This is a genomic window from Streptomyces sp. NPDC003697, from assembly GCF_053587115.1.
On sequence record NZ_JBSFNN010000098.1, the window covers coordinates 1 to 22,690 of the forward strand.

18 protein-coding genes are annotated in these 22,690 nt (G+C 74.3%); 9 read left to right on the forward strand and 9 right to left on the reverse strand.

What is annotated here, in order from left to right:
- Positions 1–103: 103 nt before the first annotated feature.
- From ACWDNY_RS27585 to ACWDNY_RS27605, 5 genes are all read right to left on the reverse strand, one after another.
- Positions 104–3,214 carry an efflux RND transporter permease subunit gene (locus ACWDNY_RS27585; RefSeq protein WP_451648497.1) on the reverse strand — a complete coding sequence of 1,037 codons (3,111 nt, stop codon included), beginning with the start codon at positions 3,212–3,214 and terminating at the stop codon, positions 104–106.
- A 191-nt stretch (positions 3,215–3,405) separates the two neighbouring features.
- Positions 3,406–4,089, reverse strand: coding sequence for a response regulator (locus tag ACWDNY_RS27590; protein WP_451648498.1), 684 nt, complete (start codon positions 4,087–4,089; stop codon positions 3,406–3,408).
- Positions 4,086–5,315: a sensor histidine kinase gene (locus ACWDNY_RS27595; RefSeq protein WP_451648499.1), complete on the reverse strand. Its 1,230-nt coding sequence runs from the start codon at positions 5,313–5,315 to the stop codon at positions 4,086–4,088. The genes ACWDNY_RS27590 and ACWDNY_RS27595 overlap by 4 nt, the downstream gene beginning before the upstream one ends.
- Positions 5,316–6,109: 794 nt before the next feature.
- Positions 6,110–6,388 carry a PspA-associated protein PspAA gene (pspAA, locus tag ACWDNY_RS27600; protein WP_451648500.1) on the reverse strand — a complete coding sequence of 93 codons (279 nt, stop codon included), beginning with the start codon at positions 6,386–6,388 and terminating at the stop codon, positions 6,110–6,112.
- A gap of 40 nt (positions 6,389–6,428) precedes the next feature.
- Positions 6,429–7,226: a PspA/IM30 family protein gene (locus tag ACWDNY_RS27605; RefSeq protein ID WP_451648501.1), complete on the reverse strand. Its 798-nt coding sequence runs from the start codon at positions 7,224–7,226 to the stop codon at positions 6,429–6,431.
- Positions 7,227–7,524: 298 nt separating this feature from the next.
- Here ACWDNY_RS27605 and ACWDNY_RS27610 point away from each other — a divergent pair, with 298 nt between their 5' ends.
- From ACWDNY_RS27610 to ACWDNY_RS27620, 3 genes are all read left to right on the forward strand, one after another.
- A complete protein-coding gene (locus tag ACWDNY_RS27610; protein ID WP_451648502.1) occupies positions 7,525–8,124 on the forward strand; it encodes a DUF3043 domain-containing protein in 600 nt (199 codons plus the stop codon).
- An 80-nt stretch (positions 8,125–8,204) separates the two neighbouring features.
- A complete protein-coding gene (locus ACWDNY_RS27615) occupies positions 8,205–8,945 on the forward strand; it encodes a class I SAM-dependent methyltransferase (RefSeq protein WP_451648513.1) in 741 nt (246 codons plus the stop codon).
- 131 nt (positions 8,946–9,076) lie between these two features.
- Positions 9,077–10,162, forward strand: a complete 1,086-nt coding sequence (locus tag ACWDNY_RS27620) for a S1C family serine protease (RefSeq protein ID WP_451648503.1) — start codon at positions 9,077–9,079, stop codon at positions 10,160–10,162.
- A 62-nt stretch (positions 10,163–10,224) separates the two neighbouring features.
- Here ACWDNY_RS27620 and ACWDNY_RS27625 read toward each other — a convergent pair whose 3' ends face one another.
- Positions 10,225–10,437, reverse strand: a complete 213-nt coding sequence (locus ACWDNY_RS27625; protein WP_451648504.1) for a hypothetical protein — start codon at positions 10,435–10,437, stop codon at positions 10,225–10,227.
- 469 nt (positions 10,438–10,906) lie between these two features.
- Between ACWDNY_RS27625 and ACWDNY_RS27630 the strand changes: the two genes are divergently transcribed.
- Entirely contained in the window at positions 10,907–12,109 is a 1,203-nt protein-coding gene (locus ACWDNY_RS27630) for a bifunctional adenosylcobinamide kinase/adenosylcobinamide-phosphate guanylyltransferase (protein ID WP_451648505.1), read from the forward strand.
- An 82-nt stretch (positions 12,110–12,191) separates the two neighbouring features.
- Here ACWDNY_RS27630 and ACWDNY_RS27635 read toward each other — a convergent pair whose 3' ends face one another.
- Complete coding sequence (locus tag ACWDNY_RS27635) at positions 12,192–13,280, reverse strand: class I SAM-dependent methyltransferase (RefSeq protein ID WP_451648506.1); 1,089 nt, start codon at positions 13,278–13,280, stop codon at positions 12,192–12,194.
- Positions 13,281–13,441: 161 nt separating this feature from the next.
- Here ACWDNY_RS27635 and cobT point away from each other — a divergent pair, with 161 nt between their 5' ends.
- The gene (cobT, locus tag ACWDNY_RS27640) at positions 13,442–14,548 is read left to right on the forward strand and encodes a nicotinate-nucleotide--dimethylbenzimidazole phosphoribosyltransferase (protein WP_451648507.1); all 1,107 of its coding nucleotides are present in this window, start codon (positions 13,442–13,444) and stop codon (positions 14,546–14,548) included.
- Between the two features lie 32 nt (positions 14,549–14,580).
- Here the strand turns inward: cobT and ACWDNY_RS27645 are convergent, their stop codons facing one another.
- Positions 14,581–15,345 carry a hypothetical protein gene (locus tag ACWDNY_RS27645; protein WP_451648508.1) on the reverse strand — a complete coding sequence of 255 codons (765 nt, stop codon included), beginning with the start codon at positions 15,343–15,345 and terminating at the stop codon, positions 14,581–14,583.
- 167 nt (positions 15,346–15,512) lie between these two features.
- On the opposite strand from ACWDNY_RS27645, the gene ACWDNY_RS27650 reads away from it, so the two are divergent.
- On the forward strand, positions 15,513–16,289 hold the full coding sequence (locus ACWDNY_RS27650) for an adenosylcobinamide-GDP ribazoletransferase (protein WP_451648515.1): 777 nt from the start codon (positions 15,513–15,515) through the stop codon (positions 16,287–16,289).
- A 31-nt stretch (positions 16,290–16,320) separates the two neighbouring features.
- Here the strand turns inward: ACWDNY_RS27650 and ACWDNY_RS27655 are convergent, their stop codons facing one another.
- Positions 16,321–17,169, reverse strand: coding sequence for an endo alpha-1,4 polygalactosaminidase (locus ACWDNY_RS27655; RefSeq protein WP_451648509.1), 849 nt, complete (start codon positions 17,167–17,169; stop codon positions 16,321–16,323).
- 343 nt (positions 17,170–17,512) lie between these two features.
- Between ACWDNY_RS27655 and ACWDNY_RS27660 the strand changes: the two genes are divergently transcribed.
- The 3 genes from ACWDNY_RS27660 to sucB all read left to right on the forward strand — a co-directional run bounded on the left by ACWDNY_RS27660 (position 17,513) and on the right by sucB (position 22,642).
- Positions 17,513–19,051, forward strand: a complete 1,539-nt coding sequence (locus ACWDNY_RS27660; protein ID WP_451648510.1) for a leucyl aminopeptidase — start codon at positions 17,513–17,515, stop codon at positions 19,049–19,051.
- Between the two features lie 297 nt (positions 19,052–19,348).
- Positions 19,349–20,737, forward strand: a complete 1,389-nt coding sequence (lpdA, locus tag ACWDNY_RS27665; protein ID WP_451648511.1) for a dihydrolipoyl dehydrogenase — start codon at positions 19,349–19,351, stop codon at positions 20,735–20,737.
- A gap of 105 nt (positions 20,738–20,842) precedes the next feature.
- Positions 20,843–22,642 (forward strand): 2-oxoglutarate dehydrogenase, E2 component, dihydrolipoamide succinyltransferase, encoded by a 1,800-nt coding sequence (gene sucB, locus ACWDNY_RS27670; protein ID WP_451648512.1) that lies wholly within the window; start codon positions 20,843–20,845, stop codon positions 22,640–22,642.
- Positions 22,643–22,690: the final 48 nt, after the last annotated feature.

A 22,690-nucleotide genomic window follows, 5' to 3' on the forward strand; every position in this document is an offset into this window, starting at 1 on the left:
GGTCCTCGAGGGCGTCGCCCGCGCCAAGCAGGACATCATCAACAAGGGCGGCACGGAAACACCCGAGGTGTTCCGGCGGGCCTGAGCCTTTGGGGTTCCGGTCCTAGACCCCCGCCGGTTCCGGGGTCTCGGCCGGCTCCTTCGCCGCCCTCTTCGCCGCCCTCTTCATCGCCCGCCGCTCCTTGCGCAGCTCCAGCATCGCGTAGAGCGTGGGCACCAGCAGCAGCGTCAGCAGGGTGGACGTGACCAGGCCGCCGATCACGACCACCGCCAGGGGCTGGGCGATGAAGCCGCCCTCGCCCGTGACGCCCAGGGCCATCGGCAGCAGGGCGAAGATCGTGGCCAGCGCCGTCATCAGGATCGGGCGCAGCCGGTGGCGGCCGCCCTCGATCACGGCGTCCACGACCCCGTGGCCCTGGGCGCGGTACTGGTTGATCAGGTCGATCAGCACGATCGCGTTCGTGACCACGATGCCGATGAGCATCAGCATGCCGATCATCGCCGGGACGCCCATGGGCGTGCCGGTGGCGATCAGCAGGCCGAGCGCACCGGTCGCCGCGAACGGGATCGACACCAGCAGGATCAGCGGCTGCGCCAGGGAGCGGAAGGTCGCCACCAGCAGCATGAAGACGATCGCGATCGCCGCGAGCATCGCCAGGCCCAGGTTCTTGAAGGCGTCGTCCTGGTCCTGCGTGACACCGCCGATCTCCGCGGTCGCGCCGGCCGGGAGCTTCAGCGCCTTGATCCTCGACTGGAGGTCGGCGCTGACCGCGCCGGTGTTGTCGCCGGTCGGCTTGGCCGTGACGGTCGCCGCCCGGCGGCCGTCGATGCGGGTCATCGACACGGGGCCGTCCACGAGCCGGACCGTGGCGACGTCGGACAGCCGCGCCGGGCCGACGCGCAGGTCGCGCAGCTGCTGCAGGGTCGTGGCCGGCCTGGCCGACCGGATGACGATGTCGCGCTCGGTGTCGTCCAGGACCGCCTTGGCGGCCGGGGTGCCGTCCACGGCCTGGGCGACGACGGCGCCGAGCACCTGGTCGTTCAGACCCGCGGCGGCGGCCTTCGCGTTCGCCCGGACCGAGATCCGCGGCACGCTCTGGGACAGGTCGCTGGTGACGTTCGTGACGTCGTCGAGTCCCGCGACGGTCCTGCGGACCCGTTCCGCCGCCGTGCGCAGCGCGTCGGCGTCGGCGGCCTTGACGACGACCTTCAGATCCTGGTCGCCGAAGCCGTCGCCGGCCGAGACCGTGGTGGTGCCGATGCCGGAGAGCCGGTGCAGGCCGTCCTCGATGCGGTCGCGCACGTCCTCGAAGGAGGCGGAGTCCTCCAGCATGACCTGGTACGAGGCCCGGTTGCTGTCCGTGCCGCCGCCGAAGGCCGCCATGAAGCCGGAGGAGCCGACGGTCACCTGGTAGTTCTCGACGCCGTCGATGCCCGCGAGCAGCTTCTCGACCTTCTTCGCCTGCGCGTCGGTCGCGGCCAGGCTCGTGCCCGGCTGCAGCTGCTGCTTGACGGTGAGGACCTTCTGGTCGCCCTGGTCGAAGAAGTTCGTCTTCAGCAGCGGGGTCATGCCGAAGGTGCCGACGAGCACGATCACCGCGATGGCGACGCTGGTCAGACGGCGGCGCGTGGCGAAGCGCAGCACGGGCACGTACAGGCGCTGCAGGCGGCTCCTCGCCTCCTTCTCCTCGGCGCGGCGGCGGGCCTCCTCCGCCTCCGCGGGGGTGCCCTTGGGCGCGCGCAGGAACCAGTACGAGAGCACCGGGACGACCGTCAGCGACACCAGCAGGGACGCCAGCAGGGCGGCGGTGACCGTCAGGCTGAACGGGCCGAACAGCTCGCCCACCATGCCGCCGACCAGACCGATCGGCAGGAAGACGGCGACCGTGGTGAGCGTGGAGGACGTCACCGCGCCGGCCACCTCGCGGACCGCGGTGAGGATCGCCTCCCGGCGCTCCTCGCCGTAACCGAGGTGCCGCTTGACGTTCTCCAGGACCACGATCGAGTCGTCGACGACACGGCCGATGGCGATGGTCAGCGCGCCCAGCGTCAGCATGTTGAGCGACAGGTCCCGGGTCCACAGGACGATCAGGGCGAGGACGACGGACAGCGGGATGCTCACCGCCGTGACCAGCGTGGAGCGGACCGACGCCAGGAAGACCAGGATGACGAGGACCGCGAAGAGCAGGCCGAGCGCGCCCTCGGTGGTCAGGCCCTGGACGGACTTGGCCACGGCGGGGCCCTGGTCGCTGACGACGGTGATCCTCGCGTCGGAGCCGAGGCTCGCGCGCAGCTCCGGCAGCTTGTCGGCGACCGCGTCGGAGATGGCGACCGCGCTGCCGTCGTGGTCCATGGTGACGGCGACGGCGAGACTGGGCCGGCCGTCGGTGCGGGTGATCGCGTCGGCCTTGGCCGGCTCCTCCCGGACGGTGGCCACGTCGCCGAGTCGGACCGGCTTCTTCGCACCCGCGCCCTCGCCGGTGACCATCAGGTCCTGGATCTGCCGCAGGGAGGTGAGGCCGCCGCCGACCTGGACGGTGCGGTTGGCGCCGCCCTCGTCGAAGGAGCCGGCGGGGACGGTGGCGCCGCCGGCCCGCAGGGCGTCGCCCAGGGCGGCGGTGGTGAGGCCGGCGCGGGCCAGCTTCCCGTCGTCGGGCGTGACGGTGACCTGGACCTCCCGTACGCCGTCGACGCCGACCCGGCTGACGCCGTCGATGTTCTTCAGTGCCGGTACGACCGTCCGGTCGAGCTGGTCGGCCAGGGCCTGCTGGTCCCGGGAGGAGGTGACGGCGAGGACGACGGTCGGGATGTCGTCCGTCGAGCCGGCGACGACCTGCGGGTCGACGGTGTCGGGGAGCTGGGCCCGGGCCCGGTTGACGGCCTGCTGGACGTCCGCGACGAGCTGCTTGGTGTCGTTGCCGTAGTCGAAGGACGCCATGATCACGGCGTTGCCCTCGCTGGCCGTGGACGTGACACCGGTGATGCCGTCGACGCCCTTGAGGTTGTTCTCGATCGGCTCGACGACCTGCTTCTCGACCACGTCGGGGGCGGCGCCCCGGTAGGGCGCGAGCACGGACACCACGGGCAGTTCGATGCTGGGCAGCAGCTGCTGCTTGAGCTGGGGTATCGCGATCGCCCCGAAGACGAGCGCGACGATCGACGTCAGCCCTGTCAGGGCCCGTTGCGCGAGGCTGAGTCTGGACAGCCAGGACATGGGTCAGGGTCTCTCTTCAGTCAGCGGCGGATGCGGCACCGGACGCAGGTGAGCGCCCGCCCCTCCACCTTGGGCCATGACCTCACGGCGAACCGTAGACCCCTGGTCCATTTCTTCCGCCGCCCCTACTCCGGCCGCAGTACACGCGGCTCCGGGCGCTCCACCCTCGGACGGACCGGCGGATGCCTCCCTCACTCGCCCCGGGGGCGGACCAGACCGGACTCGTAGGCGATCACCACGAGCTGGGCCCGGTCGCGGGCGCCCAGCTTGGCCATGGCGCGGTTGACGTGCGTCTTCACCGTCAGCGGGCTGACCTGGAGCCGTTCGGCGATCTCGTCGTTGGAGTGGCCGCCGGCGACCTGGACGAGCACCTCGCGTTCGCGGACGGTGAGCGCGGCGAGCCGCCCGGAGCGGGCGGGGTCGCGGTCGTCGCCGGCGGCGTCGCCCTGCGCGAGGAAGCGGGCGATCAGGCCCTTGGTGGCCGCCGGGGACAGCAGCGCCTCGCCGCCGGCCGCGACCCGGATGGCGCTGAGCAGTTCCTCGGGCTCGCTGCCCTTGCCGAGGAACCCGCAGGCGCCCGCCCGCAGCGAACCCACGACGTAGTCGTCGACCTCGAAGGTGGTCAGGATGACCACGCGGACGTGCGCGAGGGCCGGGTCGGCGCTGATCATGCGGGTGGCGGCGAGGCCGTCGGTGCCGGGCATGCGGATGTCCATCAGCACGACGTCCGCCCGCCGCTCCGTCGCCAGGCGCACCGCCTCCGCGCCGTCGGACGCCTCGCCGACCACCTCCATGTCGGGCTCGGAGTCGACGAGCACGCGGAAGGCGCTGCGCAGCAGCGCCTGGTCGTCGGCGAGCAGGACGCGGATCGTCATGCGGTGTCCCCCGGGGCGCGGGTGCGGGTCTCCAGGGGCAGGATCGCATGGACGCGGAAGCCGCCCCCGTAGCGGGGACCGGTGGTCAGGGTGCCGCCGATCGCGGTGACCCGCTCCCGCATGCCGAGCAGCCCGTGCCCGCCGCCCGTCTCGTGGACGCCGTCGCCGCCCGACCCGTCGTCGAGGACGGTGATCTCGACGTGGGGTCCGACGCGGACGACGCTGACCTCGGCCTTCGCCGTGCCGCCGGCGTGCTTGTGCACGTTGGTCAGGGCCTCCTGGATGACCCGGTACGCGGCCAGGTCGACGGCCGCGGGGAGGACGGTGCCGTGGTCGGCGCGGGCGACCTCCAGGTGCAGGCCGGCGCTGCGGAAGGTGCCGGCCAGTTCGTCGAGGCGGTCCAGCCCGGGGGCTGGTTCGGTGGGGGCCTCCGGATCGCCGGACTGCCTCAGCAGCCCGACGGTGGCGCGCAGCTCGTCGAGTGCGCTGCGGCCCGCCTCCCGCACATGGGCGAGGGCCTCCTTGGCCTGGTCGGGCCGCTTGTCCATCATGTGGGCGGCGACGCCGGCCTGGACGTTGACGAGGGCGATGTGATGGGCGACCACGTCGTGCAGGTCCCGGGCGATGCGCAGGCGCTCCTCGGCGACCCGGCGGCGGGCCTCCTCGTCGCGGGTGCGTTCCGCCCGCTCGGCGCGCTCCCGGATGGCGTGCACGAAGGCGCGGCGGCTGCGGACGGCGTCACCGCCGGCGGCGGCCATGCCGGTCCAGGCGAAGATGGCGAGGTTCTCCTGCGCGTACCAGGGCAGCGGGCCGGCGATCATGGCGGCACCGGTCAGCACGGTCATGGTGAGCAGGCCCAGCCGCCGCGTGGTGGGGCGGTCGGTGGTGGCGGCGACGGTGTAGAGGGCGACGACGGCGGACATGGCGACCGGGGCGCGCGGATCGCCGGTGACGCATTCGACGAGCGAGACGCCGCCGGTGACGGCGAGCACGCCGCGGGGAGCGCGGCGGCGGAGGACGAGGGCGGCGGCGCCGGCGGTCATCAGGACGAGGCTGAGCACGTCCGGGGTGCGCACCCCCCAGCTGCCGCCGTGGTCCTGGCGGGGGGCGACGAAGGAGCCCGCGACCATGCACACCAGCACGCCGGCGGCGAGCGCCGCGTCCAGCGCCAGGGGGTGTGCCGCGAGCCGGCAGCGGGCGCGGGCGAAGGGCGTGGCGGTACTCACGGTGGTCCACCGTACGTGTTCCCGGAGGGCGGGACACGACCACGCTCACGCACGCCTGTGCGAGCGGCCGCGGGACCGCCTCCCCGCTCGTCCGGGGTCGCCGCCGCCTTCTCCGGCTCCCGCCTGGCCCGGACGGCGGCCGCACCCGCGGGGCGGGCAGAGCCGACGGTGACGGGCGGGGGCACCGGTGCGGGCGGGTACGCCGCCGCTCGTAGGCCGGGATGCCGCCGTTGACCGACTCACGCCTGGACCGGGGGGCCGGTTCGGCTACGCGGGAGGGGCCGAGCCGATGCCGACGGGCGGGGGCAGGGGTGGGCGCCGCGCCCAGGCTCCGGGGCGTGCCGGTCCCGCCGCACCGGGATCCGGTGCGGCCGGCACCGGCCACACCGGCGGCCCGGTCCTCGGGTACGGCGGCCGGCCTCGGGGTGGCGGCGAGACAGCCCCTCGGGGGCTGTCCGGGCGGATCAGGTCGGAGGAGACCGGCGTCACTCCGCAGCCCGGGTCGGCGGGGCCCCGGTGCGTGCGGCCGCACGGCGGAGGAGGGTGTGGACGCGGAGCGGCAAGCGGCGACGACGCCGCGGGCGGGCGTGCCGGGCCCGGCGTCCGCGGGACGGGCCGCCGGACGGTCCCTGAGGGCTGTCCCGTAGTCCGCGGTGGATCAGGGCGCGGCGTCGGATGCGGTGCGTCGCAAGGCGGAGGGTCGTCCTCGTACTGGGCGTGTTCGGGCGATCCGGCAACGTGGCGAGGTGCCGTAGCTGTCGTCGTGCGCCCGCCGGGGGATTGCGGGGCAGCCCTCAGCCCGGGATCAGGCCGTCGTCGCTGAGGAGCTCCCGGACCTGCTCCAAGGTCGCGTCCGGGGACGGGAGGATCAGCTCCGACGGCTCCAGGGAGTCGTCCGGCAGCGGCTCGCCGAGCTCGCGGACCTTGGACAACAGGGCGCCCAGGGTGCGGCGGAAGCCGGGGCCGTCGCCGTTCTCCATCTCGGCCAGGAGCTCGTCGTCCAGCGTGCTCAGCTCGGCGAGGTGGCCATCGGCCAGCCTCACCTGCCCCTCTCCCATGATCCGCACGATCATGTCGGCCTCCTCGGCGTCCGGCCCCGGCTGTGCGACGCGGTCACTGCTTGTCGAAGCGGGGAGTGTCCTGCGGCTGCTGCTGGGGCCGGGCCTGGTCCGTGCCGCCCTCGATCGCCTGCTGCTGGGACGAGGTGCCCCCGGCCAGCTCGGCCTTCATGCGCTGCAGTTCCAGCTCTACATCCGTACCACCGGAGAGCCGGTCCAGCTCGGCCTGGATGTCGTCCTTGCGGGTGCCTGAGGGGTCGTCCAGAGCGCCGGAGGCCAGCAGCTCGTCGATCGCGCCGGCGCGTGCCTGGAGCTGCGCCGTCTTGTCCTCGGCCCGCTGGATCGCCAGGCCGACGTCGCCCATCTCCTCCGAGATGCCGGAGAAGGCCTCGCCGATGCGGGTCTGCGCCTGGGCCGCCGTGTAGGTCGCCTTGATGGTCTCCTTCCTCGTGCGGAAGGCATCGACCTTGGCCTGGAGCCGCTGCGCCGCCAGGGTGAGCTTCTCCTCCTCGCCCTGAAGCGTCGCGTGCTGCGTCTCGAGGTCCGTCACCTGCTGCTGGAGCGCGGCCCGGCGGGAGAGCGCCTCACGGGCCAGGTCCTCCCGGCCCAGCGCGAGCGCCTTGCGGCCCTGGTCCTCCAGCTTGGTGGACTGCTGCTGCAGCTGGTTGAGCTGGAGCTCCAGACGCTTGCGGGAGGTCGCCACGTCGGCGACGCCGCGGCGCACCTTCTGCAGGAGCTCCAACTGCTTCTGGTACGAGTAGTCGAGGGTCTCGCGCGGATCCTCAGCCCGGTCAAGGGCCTTGTTCGCCTTCGCGCGGAAGATCATTCCCATACGCTTCATGACACCGCTCATGGGCTTCGCGCGCCCCCTTCTGACGGACTACGGCTCCAGCTCTGCGACAGAACCCACAGTACGGGCCCTGCCTCCATTACCGCACTGTTCGGCGGCGGATACGGTCATCCCCAAGAACGACTGCGGACGTCCGGCGCTCCGGCGCAGGGAGGAGGTGTCCGTCAGGGATCGTCCCCCGGCTCCGGACGGCGGGACACGTCCGTCGTTCCCCTCGTCCCCCCTCCGGACGAACTGTGTTGCCGGATCGTTCCCCGCCGGGCTGGGGTCCATGCGGGTCAAGCCCTTACCCTTGGGTTTTGTGTTCCGTAGCCGTGCCAAGGAAGAGAAGGCACCGGGCGCCGCCAAGGCCCCGGTCAACTTCTCCAAGCAGCCCCGCGACCCGCAGGCCCCGAAGGGCAGGCCCACGCCGAAGCGCAGTGAGGCCCAGTCCCAGCGCCGCGGTGTCGCCAATACCTCGATGACGCGCAAGGACGCCTCCAAGCGGCAGCGCGAGGAGCGCCGTGCCGCGATGGAGCGGCAGCGCCAGGCGCTCGCCGGCGGAGACGAGCGTTACCTCCCGGCCCGTGACAAGGGCCCGGTCCGCAAGTTCGCCCGCGACTTCGTCGACTCGCGGTTCAACATCGCGGAGTTCTTCCTGCCGATGGCCGTGGTCATCCTCGTGCTCAGCATGATCCGGGTGGCCTCCCTGCAGAGCATCGCGCTGCTGCTGTGGCTGGTGGTGATCGTCCTGATCGTCCTGGACTCCCTCGCCACCGGGTTCCGCCTCAGGAAGCAGCTCGCCGAGCGCTTCCCGGACCAGAACCGGAAGGGCGCCATCGCCTACGCACTGATGCGCACCCTCCAGATGCGCCGGCTGCGTCTGCCGAAGCCGCAGGTCAAGCGCGGGGAGCGGCCCTGAGCGGGACCGCTTTCACCGGGGGCGCGGCGGACGCCGGGCTGAGCGGGCCGGGCGCACTGCGTGACGTCGTACGGCAGGAGCTGGTCGCCCGCCAGCTCGAGGAGCAGATAGCCGGGCGGTTCCCGGTCGGCCAGCGGCTGCGGGTGCTCGACGTGGGGATGGGCCAGGGGACACAGGCACTGCGTCTGGCCCGGGCCGGACACCAGGTCACCGGTCTCGAACGGGACGCGGCGACGATATCCGCGGCGCGTGCGGCCCTCGCCGCCGAGCCGGAGGGCATCCGGGCACGGATGCGGATCGTCGAGGGCGACGGCCAGGACACCGGCGTGCACTTCCTGCCGGGCAGTTTCGACGTGGTGCTCTGCCACGGCGTGCTCATGCACGTGGAGGAGCCGGATCCGCTGCTGGCGGGGCTGGCGCGCATGCTCGCGCCGGGCGGTCTGCTGTCGCTGCTGGTGCGCAACGGCGACGCGCCGGCCATGCTGCCGGGCCTGTCCGGGGACTGGGCCGGGGCGCTGGCCGCCTTCGGCTCGTCCGCGTACCTCCCCCGTCCCCGAACGGACCCGGACGGCGCGGCCCCCGCCCGGGAGGAGCCCGGCGTCCGGGCGGACCGGCGCGAGACCCTGACCGCGACCCTGGCCGGCATCGGGGCGCCGCTGCACGCCTGGTACGGCGTGCGGGTGTTCACGGACACGGCCGCGGACGGCACGGAGCCGCCGGCCGACACGGAGGCGCTGCTGGCGGTCGAGGAACGGGCCGGGCGCACGGATCCGTACCGCGCGGTCGCGGCGCTGCTGCACCTGTGCGGGGTGCGCGGCTGAGGGTGGGGAACGGGGCCCGGCCGAGCGGGCCGGGGCACCGTGCGGTGCCGGGCGGCAGGCGCGCCGGGGTCCGCCGCTCGTCCGGGTGAGTCCCGCAGGCCGGACCCCCGCCCCGCGGGGAGACTCGGCACATGGACTTCTCCCGCGCCCGCAGGCGTGCCCTCCGGCCGGCCGGTGTCCTCGCCGCGCTGGTGTGTGCCGCCGCGCCGCTGTCCGGGTGCAGCGACTCGGAGCCCGGGGAGGCGGCCGCCACGAAGAAGGACTCCCGCAGCCGGCCGGCGGTCGTCCCGCACACGGCCAACCCCCTGGAGAAGGACTACCAGCGGGTGATCAGGGGCGTCCTGCCCTCGGTCGTGCAGATCCAGGCCGGTGGCGAACTGGGGTCGGGGGTCGTGTACGACGCCAAGGGGCACATCGTCACCAACGCGCACGTCGTCGGGGACAAGAGGACGTTCCAGGTGACCACCGCCAACAGCCAGGAGGTGCTCACCGCACGCCTTGTCTCCTCGTATCCCCAGCAGGACCTCGCGGTCGTCCGGCTGGACCGGGTGCCCCGCGGGCTGAAGGCCGCCTCGTTCGCCGACTCCGCGAAGGTCGAGGTCGGGCAGATCGTGCTGGCGATGGGCTCGCCGCTCGGGCTGTCCTCGAGCGTGACGCAGGGCATCGTGTCGGCGACCGGGCGGACCGTCAGCGAGCCGAGCGACGGTGGCCCGGGAGCCACGATCAGCAACATGGTGCAGACGTCGGCCGCGATCAACCCGGGCAACAGCGGGGGCGCGCTGGCTGATCTGGGCGGGCAGGTCGTCGGCATCCCGACGCTCGCCGCCATCGACCCCGTCCTCGGCGGCAGCGCGGCGCCCGGCATCGGCTTCGCGATCCCCGCCTCGCTGGTGAAGAAGGTCGCCGGCCAGATCGTCAAGGACGGCAGGGTGACGGACTCGGGCCGGGCGGCTCTCGGCATCACGGGCCGCACCTTGACCGACGCCGGCTTCCAGGCCGCCGGCGTCGCCGTCGTGGAGGTCCAGCGGGGCGGGGCGGCCGACGCGGCGGGGCTGCGGGCCGGGGACGTCATCACCCGGGTGGGTGATGCGGGCATCACCACCATGACCTCGCTGGCGGAGGCCCTGGCCACCCGCAAGCCCGGGCAGAAGACCACGGTGACGTACCTGCGCGACGGCGCGGAGCGGACGGCGGAGGTGACGCTGGGCGAGCAGTGAGAAGGGGACGGAACCGGCCGCGGCCGTCCGCCCCGCTCCCCTCGCCCCGCCCCGTCCGGCGGCTACGACTGGTCGGCGTGCAGGCTCATCGGGCCGTAGATCTCCGAGGAGTCCTCGAACAGCCTGACCTGGTCCGTGCCGCCGTCGAGCAGGGCCTTCCAGTTCTCGCCGATCCAGGACTCGGCGTCGCCCTGGGTGCCGAACTCCTCGGGCTGCACCGCGGGCTGGACCTCCGTCCCGTCGGTCGTCTCGAACCGCCACGTCCATGCCGCCATGTACGCCTCCCTGTGTGAGCACACTGCACAGCGGAAGCCGGACGGTGGTCCGGCTCCCGCTCCGCACCCTATGTGCTGCCCCGGGTGTGCCGTCAGCACGCCGTGGGTGATCGGTGACACTCCGGTGCCGCGGGGTGGCACGGGCCCGCCCCGGCGTGGCCGGGGCCCCATTCCGGCCCGGCGGCACGTCCCGGGCGCCCCCGGCGGCTCCCGGGGCGGAACCGGGCCACCGGCGACGGTCGCGAGCGGGCCTCGGCCACCGGCGACGGTCGTGAGCGGGCCTCGGGCACCGGCCGTGGGCACGCGACGGCCGGGCCGGGGGCGTCGGCCCCGCGCCGGCCCCCGGGCACTCCCGGCCACCCCGGGGACGGTGGGGGGCGAGGACGCCCGGAGGCCCCGGACCCGGTACGGCGGCGCCCATGGTGACCTCGGGCGCGCAGGTCCCGCGGCGAGACGGGAAAATCGGTCCGTGGATGTGACTCTGCTCGGCACCGGTGCCCCCGCGGGACTCCCCCGCCCCGACTGTCCCTGCGCGGCGTGCGCGACATCGCTCGGCGTCGACGTGCGGTCGGCGACCGCGCTGCTCGTCGACGGGGCGCTGCTGCTGGACCTGACGCCCGGCGCGGCGTTCGCGGCCGCCCGCGCCGGGCATTCGCTGGCCGGCGTGGGGCAGGTGCTGCTGTCGCACCCGCACGACGGCCCCCCGGTCGAGGTCCCGAACGGGCTGCCGCAGCCCGGCCGGGTGCCGGACGGGCGGGAGCTGGCCCTGCTGACGGGGCACCGGGTGCGCGCGGTGGCCCTGGACGGCCCGGGCACGGGGTACGCGGTGACCGGGTCGGAGGGGCTGCGGCTGCTGTACCTGCCGCCGGGCGGCGCGCCGGCCGGGCTGGAGGAGGGCTCCGCCGAGCGGTACGACATGGTCCTCGCCGACGTCGTCGCACGGCCGGACGCCCTGGCCAAGCTGCGGGCGGTGGGGGCGGTCGGGCCGACCACGGACGTCGTCGCCGTGCACCTCGACCACGATGTGCCGCCGGGCACGGAATTGGGGCGCCGGCTCGCGGCGGCGGGCGCGCGGGCCGTGCCGGACGGGACCACCCTGGTGGTCGGGGCCTACGAGGAGGTGCCGGACGTGCCGCGGCGGACACTGGTGCTCGGCGGGGCCCGGTCGGGCAAGTCGGTGGAGGCAGAACGGCGGCTGGAGTCCTTCCCCGACGTGCTGTACGTCGCCACGGGAGGGTCGCGCAACGGCGACACCGAGTGGGCGGCCCGGGTCGCGGCGCACCGGGAGCGGCGGCCGGGGTCGTGGCGCACGGCCGAGACGTGCGACCTGGTGCCGCTGCTGGAGCAGGACGGACCGCCGCTGCTGATCGACTGTCTGTCGCTGTGGCTGACGGACGCGATGGACTCGGTCGGCGCCTGGGACGACGCGCAGTGGGCGGACGGCGGGGAGCGGGCACTGCGGGAGCGGGTGGCGCGGCTGACGTCCGCGGTGCGCGGGACCCGGCGGACCGTGGTCGCGGTCTCCAACGAGGTGGGCTCGGGCATCGTGCCCGCCACCGCCTCGGGCCGCCGCTACCGCGACGAACTCGGGCGCCTGAACGCGGCGTTCGCGGACGAGTGCGAGCACGTGCTGCTGGCGGTGGCGGGCCAGGCACTGGTCCTGCGCGGCTGACGACGGCGGTCCGGCCGGCCACGCCACGGCGGCGCACGGCACGCCACCCGCAGCCGCACGTGACCGGGCGATACCGCGGGGTTCAGGCGATGTCGCGGCGGGCGACGAGGCGGTAGGCGTTCGAGAACGGGCTCCGGCGCACCAGCGGTGCCAGGGCGTGGTCCACGGCGGCCGCCGCTGCCACGAGCGGCTCGGCCACCGCGGCCAGGGCGGCCCGCGCCCCGCGTTGCAGATCGCTCGGCGGGGTGTCGCGCCAGGGAGCGTCGGCCCGGGGCAGGACGTGGGTGAGCGCGAGCGCTGCGGCCGCGGACAGGTCGCGGGGGGTGTGGGGGGTGCGGCGGTCGGTGACGAGGACCGTGCAGCCCTGCGACTCCAGTTCCGCGCGCAGGTTGCGCAGCGGCATCAGGTGCAGGTGGCGCGGCTGGCCGTGGGACAGCCACCACTTGCCCAACAGCAGGGCGAACACGCTGTGCGGGTCGGGGAGTTCGACCAGCAGGTGTCCGCCGGGGCGCAGGGCGGTGAGGGCGCCCCGCAGTTCCGCGCGCGGATCCGGGACGTGGGACAGGTGGTGGAAGACGCTGACGACGTCGTAGCGGCCGCGCAGGCGTTCCGCGACCTGCGGGTCGGCCAGGTAGCCGACGTGCGCCTCCTCGATCCGCCCGGCGGCGCCGGCCTGCTGCACGCGCGGCGTCGGATCGAGGCCGTCGAAGGAGGTGTAGGGGAACACCTCCTTCGCCGCGTGGGGGAAGTGGGCGTGGCCCGTGCCGACGTCCAGCCAGCTCTCCGGCTCCCCCACGTTCCACATCAGCCGTGCGACGGCCCGGTGCCGCCGGTGACCGCGGCGGGCCGCGAGGACGCGCTGGGCGGGGCCACCGCGCGGCCCGTCCTCGGCGTCGTCGAGGTCCCGGTGGTAGAAGACCAGGCCCTGCGCGGTGAGCCGGGGGTTCTGGAAGACGTGCCCGCAGTCCCGGCACCGGTCGACCGCGAACGTCCCCGGCTTGTGCTGCAGCAGGTCGGGCGCGCGCAACCGGGCGCACAGCCGGCCGGAGCCGCACCACGGGCAGTCCTCGCGACGCGCTTCGCTGAAGCGGTCGGTCCCCTGGGCGAGTTCGGCGGCGTACGCGATGCGGCGCGGGTCGTAGACCCGCGGGGCGTACGGCAGAGGCGGCATGTGCGGCTCCCGTGGGGGCGCGAGGGGCGTACCGCAGGGACGGACGACAATCCGCTGCAAAGGGAACGTATGGGATCGGGATCTTGGGTGCAACGACGTCGCGCCGGTGTGGTGGCCACGTGGCGCCGTCGTGTTCGATCAGGGCCGGTACTGTTCGGCGAATGAGCTCGCTTAATCTCGACGACTTCACCGATCTGATCGAGCGGCCCGACGGCGGTGTGCGCCGTGACGCTGAGGCGCGCCGGGAGCGGCAGGTCGTGCCGCCCGGCTCGCTGGGGCGCCTCGACGACCTGGGTGAGTGGCTGGCCGCGGCGCAGGGCGCGGTGCCGGTGCGGCCGGTCGAACACCCGCGGGTGGTGCTGTTCGCGGGCGACCACGGGGTCGCCTCGCTGGGCGTCTCGGCCAGGCCGGCGGGCAGCGCCGGGCAGCTCGTGCGGGCGGTCCTGGAGGGCGCCCGGCCCGTCTCCGTGCTGGCCCGGCGGTTCGGCGTGCCGGTGCGGGTGGTCGACATGGCGCTGGACTGCGAGCCCGGGAGCCTGCCCGAGGGCGTCGTGCGGCACCGGGTGCGGCGCGGCAGCGGCCGCATCGACGTCGAGGACGCGCTGACCCTGGAGGAGGCGGAGACCGCCTTCCGGGCGGGGGTCGCGGTGGCCGACGAGGAGGCCGACTCCGGGACGGACCTCGTGGTGCTCGGCGACGTGAGCGTGGGCGGGACCACCGCTGCGGCGGTCCTCGTCGCCGCGCTGTGCGGGACGGACGCCTCCGTGGTGACCGGGCGCGGTGGCGAGGCCATCGACGACCTGACGTGGATGCGCAAGTGCGCGGCCGTCCGGGACGCGCTGCGGCGGGCGCGGCCCGTCCTCGGGGACCAGTTGCAGCTGCTGGCCCGGGTGGGCGGCGCGGACCTGGCCGCGATGACGGGCTTCCTGCTGCAGAGCGCGGTGCGGAAGACGCCGGTGATCCTGGACGGGGTCGTGTCGGCGGCGTGCGCGCTGGTGGGCCAGCGGGTGGCCTTCCGGGCGCCGGACTGGTGGCTGGCGGGGCAGCACAGCGGCGAGCCGGGACAGGCCAAGGCGCTGGACCGGATGGCGCTGGAGCCGCTGCTCGACCACGGGGTGGGTGTCGGCGAGGGCACGGGAGCGCTGCTGGCTCTGCCGCTGGTCCGGGCCGCGGCGGCGCTGTCCGCCGAACTGCCCGAGCGGCCGGGCCCGGACATGCCGGCGGTCGGGGAGCAGCCGGCGGACGGACAGCAGCCGGCGCAGGACTGACCGGGGCGGGGCCGACGGGGAGCCGCCCCTGCTCAGCGGGGGCCGGGCGCGCGGGTGATCTCCGGGTCGGGCTTGCCGCCGATCCAGTCCTGGAACGTGCGGCGCGGGCCCTCCCAGCGCCGGTCGTGGCGGTAGGCCCGCAGGCTGGAGCGGGCGCGGGCCCGCGGGCGGCGCCGGTAGAAGCGCCTGGCCCAGGGTGAGGTGGGGCGTGCCAGGCGGACCGCGCCGACCAGCGCGATCGCAGGGATGATCACTCCGAACACGGCCAGGCGGACCTTGCCCTTGCTGAGCGAGACGAGCGAGAGGGCGAAGTTCGCGACGACAGTGCTGATCACCGCGCCGCGGCCCTGCAGTTCCTCCTGGGACATGTCGTTGACGCCGAACGGCGTGAACCCCGCGAGGACCAGTCCGACCAGCGCCGCGGTGAGGACCACGACCTCCACGCTCTGCCGCCCGGCCTCGCTCCAGTAGACGTCGTCCAGGTGCAGGATCAGCGCGAACTCGTCCAGGACGAGGCCGGCGCCCACACCGAAGACGACCGCGAAGGCCCCCGAGCCGAAGCCGCGCCCGCCGCCGGCGACCGCGCCGAACCCGCCGACGACGACGAGGAGGACCCCGGGGACGACGTGGTGGATGTGCAGGCCGCCCGCCTTGACGTTGCCGAAGGGGCCCCTTCCGGCGCGGATGAGACGGGTGACGAGCCGGGTCGCCAGGAAGGTGACGACGAAGGCGGCCAGGGCGAGGAGCAGCGGCAGTTTGCCCGGCTCGACCACGTTCCTGTACAGCCAATGCCCCATATACGCAGTGTGCCGTTCGCACGCCGGTGCCGCAGCGGCGCGCGGAATGGGACCGCGGGCCGGTCGCCCGCCCGAGCCGGGCGCCGGCCGGGACGGGCGCCCCGCGCGGACCGGGCGCCCACCGCCCGGGCCGGTCGTGGGCGGTCGCGTACCCTTCCGGCGTGTCCATGATCCCCCCGTTGCCCGGTCTCCGGTTCGCCTTCGGCACCCTCACCGTCCTCCCGGTCCGGGTGAGCCGCTGGGACCGGGAGGCCGCCCGGGGCGGGATGCTGTGGGCCCCGGTGGCCGGCCTGGTGGTCGGGGCGGCCGCCGCCGCGGTCGGCGTGCTGCTGCTGTTGCTCGGCGCCGGCCCACTGCTCGCCGCCGTCGCCACCGCGGCCGTACCCGCCGTCCTGACCCGCGGCCTGCACCTCGACGGGCTCGCCGACACCGCGGACGGCCTCGGCAGCGGGAAGCCCGCGGAGGGCGCGCTGCGGATCATGAAGCAGTCGGACATCGGGCCGTTCGGCGTGATCACGCTGCTGTTCGTGCTCCTCGCGCAGGTGGGTGCCCTGGCGCAGGCCTACGGCGACTCGTGGGCGCGCGGCGCGCTCGCCGCCGTCGTCGCGGCGGCCGCCGCCCGTCTGGCGCTCACCCTCGCCGCCCGCGCCGGGGTGCCGGCCGCCCGTCCCGAGGGGCTGGGCTCCGCGGTCGCGGGCGTCGTGCCCACGCGCCGGGCGCTGCTCGCGGCGCCGCTGGTCATCGCGGCGGCGGCCGCGGCGGGCACCGCACTCGGCGCGGACGGCGCCGTTCGTGCCGCGGCCGCGGTCGTCCTCGCCGTCGTCGTGGCCGAACTCCTCCTGCGTCACTGCGTGCGCCGCTTCGGCGGTGTGACGGGCGACGTCTTCGGGGCCCTCGCCGAGGCCGCGGCGACCACCGCCCTGGCCGTGCTGTCCCTGGGGTGAGGCGGCGGGCCCCCCTTCCGGGTCACCGGGTTCACCCCGGGCACGCCCGCCGCCACGCTCCCAGGTCGTACCTCTTCAGCAGTGAGCTCAGCCCCAGCCGGCGCGAGACCGGGCAGAAGCGGCTCGTCGGCAGCTCGTACTCGACGTGGAACACGGCCTTGCCGGCCGCGACGAAGGGCCTGAGGGCGTCGCACTCGCCGTACTGGGCGCACTGTTCGTCGACGGCGAAGTCGAACTCCCCGACCAGCTGCGGGATCTGGCCGAGGTCGTTCTTCAGCCCGACCGACAGGCCCCGGTCGTGGGCCAGTCCGGCGACGAGCCGGTTGTAGCGGAGCTGGTCGGCGGCGGTCAGCGGGAAGCCGGTGCGGTTGCGGTAGCCGTCCATGTTGTCGGGCTCGACCGCGTCGAAGCCCTTCTTCCGGCACATGTCCAGGCGGGCCGCCATCAGCGGGCGAAGCACGTCGGTGCGGCGGATGTCGAGCCAGCGCTCCCCCTTCCAGCCGTTGCCCTCGCCGAGCACGCCGGCGGGGAACGCGCCGGCGTCCGGGCGGAACTCCTCCCAGGCGCCGGTGGAGACGTAGCAGATCACCCGGCGGCCCTGGCGGTGGAGCGCGGCGACCGTGGCCCGGGTGTGGTCAAAGCCGTCGATGTCGTACACCGGCACGTCGACGGAGGTGTCCAGGCGGCCGCTGAGCTGCCACTGCCACGGCGTCCCGGGGCGCGGCCGCCAGCGGTCGCCGTCGCGGGACGCGTCGTCGCCGTCCGGGCCGCGGGAGGACGTCGTCCGGGGCTCCCCGGCGCGCGGTGCGCCCGTCCCGGTGTCGTGCGCGCAGCCGGCCAGCAGCACGAGCAGGACGGCGGACAGGATCGGGCGTCTCACGGCGGACTCCTGGAGGTGAGGGGCGCGTACGGCGTCGATGATGGCCGACTCCCGTACGCCGCACGGACGTTGGTCCGCGGCCGGCCGGCACGCCCCGGCGCCCGCCACCCGGCGCGTGTGGAAGGGGTCGCAGGATGCGAGGATGCGGGCGTGGCCACGACGCCACCACCGGGTGAACGGCCGGGGCACGACCGGCCGCTCACCGCGCGTAGGCTCGTGCCGGGTGTTCACCCGCCCGGGTAAGGACCGCTCCGCCGGAGGGATCCAGGGTCGGGTGTCGGGCCCGGTCGACCCACCCGCATTCGACCACACACTCTTCATAGGGAAGCGAGATTTCACCACCGTGACTGCTCTCACTCTCAGCACCGCCGCGGCGCCCGGCCTGCGGGCCGACGCGATCGTGATCGGTGTCGCCAAGGGCACTGGATCCCGCTCTGGTGACCTGGTCGTCGCGCCGGGCGGCGAGGCCGTCGAGGCGGCGTACGACGGCAGGCTGGCCGACGTCCTGGAGACCCTCGGCGCGTCCGGTGCCGAGGGCGAGGTGACGAAGCTGCCGGCGCCGTCCGGGTTCAAGGCTCCGCTCGTGCTGGCGGTCGGCCTGGGCTCCGAGCCGGAGAAGGACGCCGAGTACGGCAACGAGGCGCTGCGCCGTGCCGCCGGCGCGGCCGCCCGTGCCCTCGCCGGCACGAAGAAGGCCGCCTTCGCCCTGCCCGCCGCGGACGCGGCCGGCGTGGGCGCGGTCGGTGAGGGTGCCCTGCTCGGCGCGTACGCGTTCACCACCTACAAGGACACCGCCGGCAACGGCGGCGCGAAGAACGCCAAGGCGCCGCTCGCCGAGGCGGTCCTGCTCGGTGCCAAGCCCCGCGACAAGGCCCACAAGGCGGCCCTCGAGCGCGCCGTCGCCGTCGCCGAGGAGCTCAACCGCGCCCGCGACCTCGTCAACATGCCGCCGAACGACCTCAACCCGCAGGCGTTCGCGGCGATCGCGCAGGCCGCGGCCAAGGAGCACGGCCTGAAGGTGCAGGTGCTCGACGAGAAGGCGCTCGCCAAGGGCGGCTACGGCGGCATCCTGGGCGTCGGCGCCGGCTCCGCGTCGGCGCCGCGGCTGGTGAAGCTGTCGTACACCCACTCCAAGGCCGACAAGCACCTGGCCTTCGTCGGCAAGGGCATCACCTACGACTCGGGCGGCATCTCGCTCAAGCCGGCCGGCCACAACGAGACGATGAAGTGCGACATGAGCGGCGCCGCCGCCGTGTTCGCCGCCGTCGTCACGGCCGCCCGCCTGAACCTGCCGGTCAACGTCACCGGCTGGCTCGCGCTGGCCGAGAACATGCCCTCCGGCTCCGCCACTCGTCCGGGTGACGTGCTGCGCATGTACAGCGGCAAGACGGTGGAGGTCCTGAACACCGACGCCGAGGGCCGGCTCGTGCTGGCGGACGCGCTGTGGGCCGCCTCCGAGGAGAACCCGGACGCGATCGTGGACGTCGCGACCCTGACCGGCGCCATGGTGCTGGCGCTCGGCAGCCGCACCTTCGGGATCATGGGCAACGACGACGCGTTCCGCGGCGCGATCCAGGAGGCCGCCGAGGAGGTCGGCGAGGACGCCTGGCCGATGCCGCTGCCGGAGCACCTGCGCAAGGGCATGGACTCCGCCACCGCCGACATCGCCAACATGGGCGAGCGGATGGGCGGCGGCCTGGTCGCCGGCCTGTTCCTGCGTGAGTTCGTCGGCGAGGGCATCACCTGGGCCCACCTGGACATCGCCGGTCCGGCCTTCAACGAGCAGGCCCCCTTCGGCTACACGCCGAAGGGGGGCACGGGCAGCGGCGTGCGCACGCTGGTGCGGCTCGCTGAGCTGACCGCCGCCGGCGACCTCGGCTGAGTCCGCGCCGCCCCGTGCCGGCACGGGGCGGCGCCGCCCGCGCGGTGCCGGTGCTCCACGGGGCGGTGCCGCCCGCCGGCACGGTCCCGCCCCCTCGCGGCCGGGTGCCCCGCCCCGGCCGCCGACGTGCGACGTATCACACCCCGGCCCGGCGTCTCGCCTGGCTCCGACAAGTGCGAAGATGGGGCTCGGCAGGACAGGGCCCCCACCGAAGGGCCGAAGCTTCAGCGGCCGGACACCAGCCGCCTGTCGGTCACCGACGACCGGCGCACGGCGCACATGCATGGAGGACGTGACGTGGCGAACGACGCCAGCACCGTTTTCGACCTAGTGATCCTCGGCGGTGGTAGCGGTGGTTACGCCGCGGCCCTGCGCGGGGCGCAGCTGGGCCTGGACGTCGCCCTGATCGAGAAGGACAAGGTCGGCGGCACCTGCCTGCACCGGGGCTGCATCCCCACCAAGGCCCTGCTGCACGCGGGGGAGATCGCCGACCAGGCGCGTGAGAGCGAGCAGTTCGGCGTCAAGGCCACCTACGAGGGCATCGACGTCCCGGCCGTCCACAAGTACAAGGACGACGTCATCTCGGGCCTGTACAAGGGCCTGCAGGGTCTGATCGCCTCCCGCAAGGTGACCTACATCGAGGGTGAGGGCCGGCTGTCCTCCCCGACCTCCGTCGACGTCAACGGCCGGCGGCTCCAGGGCCGTCACGTCCTGCTGGCGACCGGCTCCGTGCCGAAGTCGCTGCCGGGCCTGCAGATCGACGGCAACCGCGTCATCTCCTCGGACCACGCCCTCGTCCTGGACCGCGTGCCGAAGTCCGCGATCATCCTCGGCGGCGGCGTCATCGGTGTCGAGTTCGCCTCCGCCTGGAAGTCCTTCGGTGCCGACGTCACGGTCATCGAGGGTCTGAAGCACCTCGTCCCCGTCGAGGACGAGAACTCCTCCAAGCTCCTCGAGCGCGCCTTCCGCAAGCGCGGCATCAAGTTCAACCTGGGCACCTTCTTCGAGAAGGCCGAGTACACCCAGGACGGTGTCAAGGTCACCCTCGCCGACGGCAAGGAGTTCGAGGCCGAGGTCCTCCTCGTCGCCGTCGGCCGCGGCCCGGTCTCGCAGGACCTGGGCTACGAGGAGGCCGGGGTCGCCATGGACCGCGGTTACGTGCTCGTCGACGAGTACATGCGCACGAACGTCCCGACCATCTCCGCCGTCGGTGACCTGGTCCCGACGCTCCAGCTCGCCCACGTCGGCTTCGCCGAGGGCATCCTGGTCGCGGAGCGCCTGGCCGGTCTGAAGACCGTTCCGATCGACTACGACGGTGTCCCGCGGGTGACGTACTGCCACCCGGAGGTCGCCTCCGTCGGCATCACCGAGGCCAAGGCCAAGGAGATCTACGGCGCGGACAAGGTCGTCGCTCTCAAGTACAACCTGGCGGGCAACGGCAGGAGCAAGATCCTGAAGACCGCGGGCGAGATCAAGCTCGTCCAGGTCAAGGACGGTGCCGTGGTCGGTGTCCACATGGTCGGCGACCGCATGGGCGAGCAGGTCGGCGAGGCCCAGCTGATCTACAACTGGGAGGCGCTGCCGGCCGAGGTCGCCCAGCTCGTCCACGCCCACCCGACGCAGAACGAGGCGCTCGGCGAGGCCCACCTGGCGCTGGCCGGCAAGCCGCTGCACTCCCACGACTGACGCTTCGGTCGTCGGGCGCGACGACACAGACTTCCGCTTCCCCCGGTCCTCGACACAGGTCGATGCGACCGGGGGAGATCCCATCCGTTAGGAGCAACCGAAACCATGGCGGTTTCCGTAACCCTTCCGGCGCTCGGCGAGAGCGTCACCGAGGGCACTGTCACCCGCTGGCTGAAGGCCGAGGGCGAGCGCGTCGAGGCCGACGAGCCGCTGCTCGAGGTCTCGACCGACAAGGTCGACACCGAGATCCCCTCCCCCGCCGCCGGCGTGCTGGCCTCCATCAAGGTCGCCGAGGACGAGACGGTCGAGGTCGGCGCCGAGCTGGCCCTGATCGACGACGGGTCCGGCGCCCCCGCCGCCGCCTCGGCCCCCGCCGCCGAGGCCGCCCCCGCCGCCGAGGCCGCTCCGGCCGCCGAGGCCGTCCCCTCCACCGAGCAGGCCGCCCCCGCCCCGGCCCCGACCGCCGAGGCCGCCGCCGGCGGCGGCTCCGCCGAGGGCACGGACGTGGTCCTGCCCGCGCTGGGCGAGTCCGTCACCGAGGGCACCGTCACCCGCTGGCTGAAGTCGGTCGGCGACTCCGTCGAGGCCGACGAACCGCTGCTCGAGGTCTCCACGGACAAGGTCGACACCGAGATCCCGGCGCCCACCTCCGGTGTGCTGCTGGAGATCGTGGTCGGGGAGGACGAGACCGCCGAGGTGGGCGCCAAGCTCGCCGTCATCGGCGCTCCGGGGGCCGCTCCCGCGGCCGCCCCGGCTCCGGCCGCCCCGGCTCCGGCGCCCGCCGCCGAGGCTCCGGCTGCCGCCCCCGCGGCCCCGGCCGCTCCGGCACCCGCCCCCGCCGCCCCGGCCCCGCAGGCCCCGACGGCTCCGGCCCCGCAGCAGGAGACCACCCCGGCCCCCGAGCCGGTGCCGTCCGCTCCGGCGCCCGCCCCCGCCCCGGTCACCCCGGCTCCGGCCGCCGCCCAGGCGACGGACGAGGGCGCCTACGTGACCCCGCTGGTGCGCAAGCTCGCCGCCGAGAACGGTGTCGACCTGTCCACCGTCAAGGGCACCGGCGTCGGCGGCCGCATCCGCAAGCAGGACGTCCTGACCGCCGCCGAGGCCGCCAGGACCCCCGCCCCCGCCCCGGCCCCGGCCGCCCAGGCCCCCGCCGCCAGGAAGACCCCGGTCCTGGAGGCCTCGCCGCTGCGCGGCCAGACCGTGAAGATGCCGCGGATCCGCAAGGTCATCGGCGACAACATGGTCAAGGCCCTGCACGAGCAGGCCCAGTTGTCGTCGGTGGTCGAGGTCGACGTGACCCGCCTGATGAAGCTGCGCGCCCGCGCCAAGGACGCGTTCGCGGCCCGTGAGGGCGTCAAGCTCTCCCCGATGCCGTTCTTCGTCAAGGCCGCCGCGCAGGCGCTGAAGGCCCACCCGGCCGTCAACGCCCGCATCAACGAGGCCGAGGGGACCATCACCTACTTCGACACCGAGCACATCGGTATCGCGGTGGACTCCGAGAAGGGCCTGATGACCCCGGTCATCAAGAACGCCGGCGACCTCAACCTCGCCGGCATCGCCAAGGCCACGGCCGACCTGGCGGGCAAGGTCCGGGGCAACAAGATCACCCCGGACGAGCTGTCCGGCGCGACCTTCACCATCTCCAACACCGGTTCGCGCGGCGCGCTGTTCGACACGATCATCGTGCCGCCGGGTCAGGTCGCGATCCTCGGCATCGGCGCCACCGTCAAGCGCCCGGCCGTCATCGAGACCGAGGAGGGCACGGTCATCGGCGTCCGCGACATGACGTACCTGACCCTGTCCTACGACCACCGCCTGGTGGACGGCGCCGACGCGGCCCGTTACCTGACGGCGGTCAAGGCGATCCTGGAGGCGGGTGAGTTCGAGGTCGAGCTCGGCCTCTGACGCCCCTCGAGGACACTGCGCGGCGCCCCCGCCCGGAGCATTCCGGGC

Bases quoted from the DNA above. Each gene is read 5' to 3' on its own strand.
- ACWDNY_RS27590 (WP_451648498.1), bottom strand. From the start codon at position 4,089: ATGACGATCCGCGTCCTGCTCGCCGACGACCAGGCGCTGCTGCGCAGC.
- ACWDNY_RS27620 (WP_451648503.1), top strand. From the start codon at position 9,077: ATGGACTTCTCCCGCGCCCGCAGGCGTGCCCTCCGGCCGGCCGGTGTC.
- ACWDNY_RS27605 (WP_451648501.1), bottom strand. From the start codon at position 7,226: ATGAGCGGTGTCATGAAGCGTATGGGAATGATCTTCCGCGCGAAGGCG.
- ACWDNY_RS27585 (WP_451648497.1), bottom strand. From the start codon at position 3,214: ATGTCCTGGCTGTCCAGACTCAGCCTCGCGCAACGGGCCCTGACAGGG.
- cobT (WP_451648507.1), top strand. From the start codon at position 13,442: ATGAGCTCGCTTAATCTCGACGACTTCACCGATCTGATCGAGCGGCCC.
- ACWDNY_RS27635 (WP_451648506.1), bottom strand. From the start codon at position 13,280: ATGCCGCCTCTGCCGTACGCCCCGCGGGTCTACGACCCGCGCCGCATC.
- sucB (WP_451648512.1), top strand. From the start codon at position 20,843: ATGGCGGTTTCCGTAACCCTTCCGGCGCTCGGCGAGAGCGTCACCGAG.
- ACWDNY_RS27645 (WP_451648508.1), bottom strand. From the start codon at position 15,345: ATGGGGCATTGGCTGTACAGGAACGTGGTCGAGCCGGGCAAACTGCCG.
- pspAA (WP_451648500.1), bottom strand. From the start codon at position 6,388: ATGATCGTGCGGATCATGGGAGAGGGGCAGGTGAGGCTGGCCGATGGC.
- ACWDNY_RS27650 (WP_451648515.1), top strand. From the start codon at position 15,513: ATGATCCCCCCGTTGCCCGGTCTCCGGTTCGCCTTCGGCACCCTCACC.
- ACWDNY_RS27625 (WP_451648504.1), bottom strand. From the start codon at position 10,437: ATGGCGGCATGGACGTGGCGGTTCGAGACGACCGACGGGACGGAGGTC.